The sequence below is a fragment of the Bradyrhizobium sp. genome (genome assembly GCF_030693485.1).
GTDB lineage: Bacteria > Pseudomonadota > Alphaproteobacteria > Rhizobiales > Xanthobacteraceae > Bradyrhizobium.
This window is the reverse complement of record NZ_JAUYAN010000330.1, coordinates 1-6,604: the sequence shown is the minus strand read 5'-3', so window position 1 is coordinate 6,604 and position 6,604 is coordinate 1. Positions and strand designations below refer to the sequence as shown.

7 protein-coding genes and 1 pseudogene are annotated in these 6,604 nt (G+C 64.9%); 4 read left to right on the top strand and 4 right to left on the bottom strand.

The window, feature by feature from the left end:
• Positions 1–177: 177 nt before the first annotated feature.
• On the bottom strand, positions 178–765 hold the full coding sequence (locus Q8N40_RS24475; protein ID WP_305713635.1) for a MarR family winged helix-turn-helix transcriptional regulator: 588 nt from the start codon (positions 763–765) through the stop codon (positions 178–180).
• Positions 766–818: 53 nt separating this feature from the next.
• Here Q8N40_RS24475 and Q8N40_RS24470 point away from each other — a divergent pair, with 53 nt between their 5' ends.
• A complete protein-coding gene (locus tag Q8N40_RS24470) occupies positions 819–1,298 on the top strand; it encodes a carboxymuconolactone decarboxylase family protein (protein ID WP_305321643.1) in 480 nt (159 codons plus the stop codon).
• Positions 1,299–1,301: 3 nt separating this feature from the next.
• On the opposite strand, the gene Q8N40_RS24465 is transcribed toward Q8N40_RS24470, so the two are convergent.
• Both Q8N40_RS24465 and efp read right to left on the bottom strand, forming a co-directional pair.
• The gene (locus Q8N40_RS24465; protein ID WP_305713634.1) at positions 1,302–2,861 is read right to left on the bottom strand and encodes a M23 family peptidase; all 1,560 of its coding nucleotides are present in this window, start codon (positions 2,859–2,861) and stop codon (positions 1,302–1,304) included.
• Between the two features lie 106 nt (positions 2,862–2,967).
• A complete protein-coding gene (gene efp / locus Q8N40_RS24460; RefSeq protein ID WP_305320209.1) occupies positions 2,968–3,534 on the bottom strand; it encodes an elongation factor P in 567 nt (188 codons plus the stop codon).
• Positions 3,535–3,672: 138 nt separating this feature from the next.
• On the opposite strand from efp, the gene epmA reads away from it, so the two are divergent.
• From epmA to Q8N40_RS24445, 3 genes are all read left to right on the top strand, one after another.
• Complete coding sequence (epmA, locus tag Q8N40_RS24455; protein WP_305320210.1) at positions 3,673–4,725, top strand: EF-P lysine aminoacylase EpmA; 1,053 nt, start codon at positions 3,673–3,675, stop codon at positions 4,723–4,725.
• Entirely contained in the window at positions 4,722–5,834 is a 1,113-nt protein-coding gene (locus Q8N40_RS24450; protein ID WP_305713633.1) for a lysine-2,3-aminomutase-like protein, read from the top strand. Before epmA ends, Q8N40_RS24450 begins: the two co-directional genes overlap by 4 nt.
• A 250-nt stretch (positions 5,835–6,084) precedes the next feature.
• Positions 6,085–6,336 (top strand): hypothetical protein, encoded by a 252-nt coding sequence (locus tag Q8N40_RS24445; RefSeq protein WP_305713632.1) that lies wholly within the window; start codon positions 6,085–6,087, stop codon positions 6,334–6,336.
• 57 nt (positions 6,337–6,393) lie between these two features.
• Here Q8N40_RS24445 and Q8N40_RS24440 read toward each other — a convergent pair.
• Positions 6,394–6,604: pseudogene (locus Q8N40_RS24440) on the bottom strand (3-deoxy-7-phosphoheptulonate synthase); the annotation flags it as partial.

The window sequence follows — 6,604 nt, the reverse complement described above, 5'->3', positions numbered from 1 at the left end:
CGAAACCGGGTGGGGCTGCGGCAAACGCCGCGAGCGGATGCGCGAGCAGGGCGCCGGCGCCGAGGGTTGATCGCAGCAGCGCGCGGCGGGTCGGGGTGCTCAGAGAATCAAAATGGTCCATCGGGACAGTCTACCCGCCGGGGAGGCGGCGCGGCAGAGGTCAATGCGCCACTGGAACTAGCGATCCTGCTGCAGGTCTGCGGCAATTTTGGACAGCCAGCGTCGCACCGTGGCCTGCGCCGAGGCGCCGAGCCCGGCGATCAGCCTTCGCTCCAGCGCCCGGACGGGGCGGCGGCACTGGTCGAGCAGGGCGCCGCCGCGGCGGGTCAGCATCCATTGCAGCATCCGGCCGTGCACGGGGTGCGGCTGCTTCTTGATGGCGCCATCGCGTTCCAGGTTGCGGATGATGACGCCGACGGTCTGCGGGGTCAGCAGCGCCACCCGCGCGAGGTCCGCGCCCGACAGGCCCGGATAGGCCCGCAGCATGGTCAGGACCGCGAATTGCGGCGGGGTGATCCCGAGGTCGGCCAGCCGCCGTTCCAGCGTCAGCCGGGTCGCGGCCTGCGCCTGCCGCAGCAGATAGGCGAGGTGGCCTTGTTCGCCGCGTTTGCCCCTGCCCGGCGGCGGCGGGCGGACGCCGGCGCGATCGGGGGCCGGATGGGATTTTTGACGGCGCGGAGCGGATTTTGCCGGGGCGCCCGATTTTCGCCGTTTCGGCGTCTTTCGAGTGAAGCGCGATTTTGCCGATATCCCGATCTTGCGCATGATATAAGGGCTCTTATAATCAATCAGCACACTGATAACATGAGGTGGTCGAGATGTCACATGCCCGGAGCGAATACGCAGACTTCAAGGCGCTGGCACCGGATGTCTTTGACGCGGTGCTCGCGCTCGGCCAGTTCGCCGCCAAGGCCGGGCTCGATCCGCAGCTGCTCGAGTTGATCAAGCTGCGCGCCTCGCAGATCAATGGCTGCGCCTTCTGCGTGCAATATCACATCCTGCTGGGCGAGAAGCTCGGCCTGTCGGCCGACAAGCTCAATCTTGTCGTGGTCTGGCGCGAGGCGCCGCTGTTTTCGGCGCGCGAGCGCGCGGCTTTGGCATGGACCGAAGCACTGACGTTGCTGGCCGGCGGTGTGAGCGACGAAATCTACGCGCAGGCGAGTGCGGAGTTTTCCGAGAAGGAGCTGACTTACCTGACGTCCGCGATCGCTTCGATCAATGTCTGGAACAGGTTCGGCGCCACCTATCGCTGGACTCCGCCGGCGCGGCCATCGGCGCCGAAAGCCCCAGCGTCATAGCGATCAGTTCTCGCCGCCCTGCCTTGCATCGAGGTGACGAAGCGCATCCTCCGGCAAGGCATGCGCCACAGCGGACGCTGACGTCGCCCGTGGCCCGGTCTCGCGTCCACGTCCGCGGATCAGGCGTTCATAGGCCGAGATCAGGGTCACGTAGGGGTTGACCCAGAGCCAGCCGTCCCGCGTGAACACCTGCACGTCGAAATGCAAATGGCGGCTGGTGCCGTTGGGATAGTCGAGGTAATTCGAGACCACGCCGAATTTTTCACCTTCCGCGACGAGGCGTCCGTTGACGACGCCGTCGGCATCGAGGCTCACCGGGTTCATGTGCATGTAGCGGAAGCGGATATGTTCGGTGCGGCTGTTTACCTGCAGGGTTACCGCCTGCTGCTTCGGTGAACGGATCACGACGCTGTCGCGAACCGCGACCACGCCCTGCTGCTTGGGATCGCATTTGTCGCCGGCCACGCTTGCTACAGTACATTCGCCGGGGCGGATGTCCTGTCCCTGATGGCCAAAGCCGCCGGCGCACTGGCCGACGCCGAAATTGCGGGCCTCGCAAAAATTATCCTGCCAGGGGTAGCCGGCAGCATGGCTGCCTGCCGCCTCGTCGGTCTTCTCGCGCGCCCTGCGCTTCATGAAGGACTGCGAATGCGCGAAAGCCGGGGCCTTCTCCAGCGGGAAGCGGATTTGCGAATAGGCAGTGAAATCGGCGCGGCCGCCATGCTTGCGAAAGCCGGTATTGGCGATGATGTCGCCGGCGGGGCGATAGCTGAAATCAGGGGAGCGTTGCGGCGGCCGTTCGGCGATGCTGGACGACATGTCCATGTGCGGCCGAGATGGCAGCCCCCCGGCGACGCGCAGCGCCTTCAGGAAACGCTCGGCGACCGGATAGGCCTCGCGGCAGGCCAGCCGCCGCGCGCGCGGCGTGGAGTCGAGGCACTGGATCGACACCACATAGGGTACACCGAAGCGCGTGAAGGCGTAGCGTACATGGCCTTCCCGGATGAAACGGCGCAGGTCGGGGAATTCCGCCACCAGCGATTTGACCGGTTCGCCCTTGCCGCCGAAGGGGTCACTGATGTCGTAAATCAGGCTCGAGCCGGTGATCTGCACTTCGACCGGCTTTGCAAAAATCCGCTGCGGCATGCCGTCGCCGGCGCCTGGTTCCAGCGAGAACACCGCGTCGTAGCCGGCGGGGCCGGCGTCGAACAGGTCGGCGGGCCGGAAGTCCGCCTGAAAGCGCGTCGGCGACAGGCCCGCCGGCACTCCACCCGTCCGGGCCGCCTCGAGAAACGCCGCGGTGTCGAACGGCAGCAGCACCGGCACCCGGCTTCGCCCGATCCCCGCGAAGATTGGCGACGTCACCGCGTTCAACTGCAGCAGGGCCGGCATGGTGCGGGGATCATGGGCCGGCAGCCGCCGCTGGCCGGAAAACGTGAAGTTGGAAGCGATCGCCGGCCGGGTGTTGATCTCGGTCCTCAGCTGGTCGAGGGCCACACGCCAATCGATACGGACGGCTGAAACCACCGGAGTCCGAAACTCATCGGCGAGGGCAACAGCCATTCCGGCCGGGAGCAAAATGAAAGGTGCCAGCCAACGCGAGACGAACCGGACAGCTTTCGTAGCCAATGCGTCGCCCCCGGCGCCAGTATTGAGCCCTGATCCTCGCCTAATCCTTGGCGCGTTCGACGTAGGACCCGTCCTCGGTCATGACTACAATGCGGGTTCCGACGCCGATATGCGGCGGCACGTTGGTGCGCAGGCCGTTGGAAAGGATGGCAGGCTTGTAGGACGACGACGCGGTCTGGCCCTTGGTGACAGGTTCGGTTTCCACGACTTCCAGCGTGGCTCGCTGCGGCATCTGGATCGCCACCGGAACGACGCCGTGCAGCGAAAGCTTGACGGTCATGTTTTCCTGCAGGAAGGCTTTGGCGGTGCCGATCACATCCTTCGGCACCTGAACCTGGTCGTAATTGTCGTTGTTCATGAAGTGAAAGCCGTCGGCATCCTCATAGAGGTAGTTGAAGTTCTGGTCCTCGATGGTCGCCTTCTCCACCTGGTCCGTGGTCTTGTAGCGCTCGGAAATCTTCACCCCGTCGCTGATTCGGCGCATTTCGATCTGGCTGACCGGAGTTCCCTTGCCGGGGTGGATGTTCTCGGCGGTCAGAACCACGTAAAGCTTGCCGTCTTGCTCGATGACGTTGCCCTTGCGAATAGAACTGGCGATGACTTTCAAGGCTGTTTTTCCTGATATTCTGGCCCCGGCCCGATCCGGACAAGGGCGTCCCGGGGCCGTAGAGGCGGTTTCGGGCTGCAACATACTGATTTTGCCGCTTGATGCCAGCAATTTGCGGCCGGACGGGGCGGCCTGCTGATGCCTGAGATCGACCGGATTTCACCCTGGTGGACGCCCGCGCGCCACGCCGACGCCAGGCCGTTTCTGATGGCGCGGAGCGCGATCGTCAGAGCCGTTCGCGGCTGGTTCGAGGAGCAGGGTTTTGCCGAGGTCGAGACCGGAATTCTGCAGGTTTCACCTGGCAATGAGACCCATCTGCATGCGCCCCGCACCGAGCTCACGCGCGCCGACGGCCAGCGCGCCAGCCGCTATTTGCGGACCTCGCCGGAATTTGCCTGCAAGAAATTGCTGGCGGCCGGAGAGGCGAAGATCTTCGAACTGGCGCGGGTATTCCGTGACCGCGAGCGCGGCGATCTGCATCTGCCTGAATTCACCATGCTGGAATGGTACCGCGCCGAAGCCGGCTATGACGCCGTGATGGCCGACTGCATCGTCATCATTGCGCATGCCGCGCAGGCCACCGGCATCGGGCAGTTTTCGTTTCGCGGCAAGGTCGCCGATCCCTTCGCCGAACCCGAACTGCTGACGGTCGCGGCGGCGTTCGACAACTTTGCCGGCATCGACCTGCTGGCTACGGTCGCGGACGGTCGCGGCGACCGCGCGGCGCTGGCGGCTGCAGCCAACGCGCGAGTTCGGATTTCGGATGACGACACCTGGTCCGACATCTTCAGCAAGGTATTGGTGGAGCATGTCGAGCCGAGACTGGGGCAGGGGCGGCTGACCGTGCTGTTCGAATACCCGGCGCCCGAGGCGGCGCTGGCGCGGACCAAACCGTCCGATCCGCGCGTTGCCGAACGGTTCGAGATTTATGCCTGCGGCGTCGAGCTCGCCAATGGCTTCGGCGAGTTGACCGACGCGCGCGAGCAGCGCCATCGCTTTACCGAAGCGATGGACGAAAAGCAGCGGCGCTATGGCGAGCGCTACCCGCTGGATGAGGATTTCCTCGCCGCGGTCGGGCGGATGCCCCAGGCCAGCGGCGTTGCGCTCGGTTTCGACCGGTTGGTGATGCTGGCGAGCGGCGCGTTGAGGATCGATCAGGTGGTGTGGACGCCGCCGGCAGGTGAGGCATGAACAGGATCAATTTCAACGACGGTATCAACTTCAAGCCGGCCACGACCTTGCGCGAGCCCACGGAACTGGTCGCCCAGGGCCTCGTCCCGGTGGAGGACCTCGCCGATCTGGAAAAGGTCGCGGCACGCTACGCGGTGGCGGTGACGCCTGATGTCGCCGCCCTGATCGACCCCGACGATCCGTTTGATCCGATTGCGCGGCAGTACATTCCAAGTTCGGAGGAACTGGTTGTGCAGGCGAACGAGAGCGCCGATCCGATCGGCGATCACGCGCATTCACCGGTGTCGGGTATCGTGCACCGCTATCCCGACCGGGTGCTGTTCAAGCTCGTTCATGTCTGCGCGGTTTATTGCCGCTTCTGCTTTCGCCGCGAAATGGTCGGGCCGGGCAAGGCGAGCGCGCTCTCGCAGGGCGCGTACGACAATGCGCTGGCCTATATCCGCGCGCATTCCGAAATCTGGGAAGTGATCCTGACCGGCGGCGATCCCCTGATGCTGTCGCCGCGGCGGTTAGCCGAGATCATGGCGGATCTGGCTGCGATCGATCACGTCAAGATCATTCGCATTCACACGCGGGTGCCGGTCGCCGAACCCCAGCGCATCAGCGACGAGATGATCGCGGCGCTGAAGGTCAGGGGTGCCGCGACCTGGGTTGCGCTGCATGCCAACCATGCGCGCGAACTGACCGGCAAGGCGCGCGCCGCCTGCGCCGGGATTGTCGATGCCGGCATTCCCATGGTCAGCCAGAGCGTGTTGCTGCGCGGCGTCAACGACGACGCCGCGACGCTGGAGGCGCTGATGCGGGCCTTCGTCGAGTGCAGAATAAAGCCCTATTACCTGCACCACGGCGATCTCGCACCCGGCACCGCGCATCTGCGCACCACGCTGGAGCACGGGCAGCAATTGATGCGAAGTTTGAGGGGACGGGTGTCCGGCCTGTGCCAGCCGGAATACGTGCTGGATATTCCCGGCGGCCATGGCAAATCGCCGGTCGGCCCGAACTACTTGTCGCAGGCAAACTCGCCATCGGACGGTGATCCGGGCGCCGAAGCGCGCTATCGTGTGGCCGATTATTGCGGTGATGTTCATCTCTATCCCCCGAAGCCGTAGTTCGGTGATGACTGCGGACGGGGAAAGACCAGGACAGCCACCGCCGGAAGATGAGGGCAACCGCAATGTCGAGAATGCGGTGCTGCTCGGATTTCTTGCCGTGCTGGTGGGAGCGGGAGTATGGCTGCTCAGCACCATGGCGGACGTGCGGAAGGTTCAGGACTGCGCTGCCCAGGGGCGCCGCAATTGTGTAGAGATCGAGGTTCCCGACCGGGCGCGATAGATGAATTCTCTGAGACAGGAGAACACGATGAAGAAACTGCTCACGACAATTGCGCTGCTGGTTCTGATCGGCGGTTCGGCCGCGATCGCTCAAACCGGCAGCGGGGGATCATCGACCGCAGTGAAGGACCGGCCGCTGCCACAGGCCCCGGTCGGCCATCGCCAGCCGCGCGCCAGCGACGTGCCGTCGGAGAAGAACCTGAACGATCCGAACGATCCCTTGAGCAAGGAAAACGCCCTTCTCGATCGCAAGATCAAGAGCATCTGCCGCGGCTGCTAGGCCGCGGTCGGAGCGGTTGGCAGGCCGCACGCGGCCGCTCTGGTCACGATCCATCGGCTAGGCCGATCGCTCCAGGACGTGCTGACGCCGCGAGTCCCGTCTCGCTGCAACGGCATTCGCCAGCAGATTCAGCGCCGGCACGGTGGTCTGCCAGTCGATGCAGCCGTCGGTGATGCTCTGCCCATAAGTCAGCGTCGCGCCCGGCAGCACTTCCTGGCGGCCCGCGACCAGATTGCTTTCGATCATGACGCCGACGATGCGCTGATCG

What these genes read in the sequence shown, in the direction of transcription:
- Q8N40_RS24475 (WP_305713635.1), bottom strand. Translation starts at nt 765, where the DNA reads ATGCGCAAGATCGGGATATCGGCAAAATCGCGCTTCACTCGAAAGACG.
- Q8N40_RS24470 (WP_305321643.1), top strand. Translation starts at nt 819, where the DNA reads ATGTCACATGCCCGGAGCGAATACGCAGACTTCAAGGCGCTGGCACCG.
- Q8N40_RS24465 (WP_305713634.1), bottom strand. Translation starts at nt 2,861, where the DNA reads ATGGCTGTTGCCCTCGCCGATGAGTTTCGGACTCCGGTGGTTTCAGCC.
- epmA (WP_305320210.1), top strand. Translation starts at nt 3,673, where the DNA reads ATGCCTGAGATCGACCGGATTTCACCCTGGTGGACGCCCGCGCGCCAC.
- Q8N40_RS24450 (WP_305713633.1), top strand. Translation starts at nt 4,722, where the DNA reads ATGAACAGGATCAATTTCAACGACGGTATCAACTTCAAGCCGGCCACG.
- Q8N40_RS24445 (WP_305713632.1), top strand. Translation starts at nt 6,085, where the DNA reads ATGAAGAAACTGCTCACGACAATTGCGCTGCTGGTTCTGATCGGCGGT.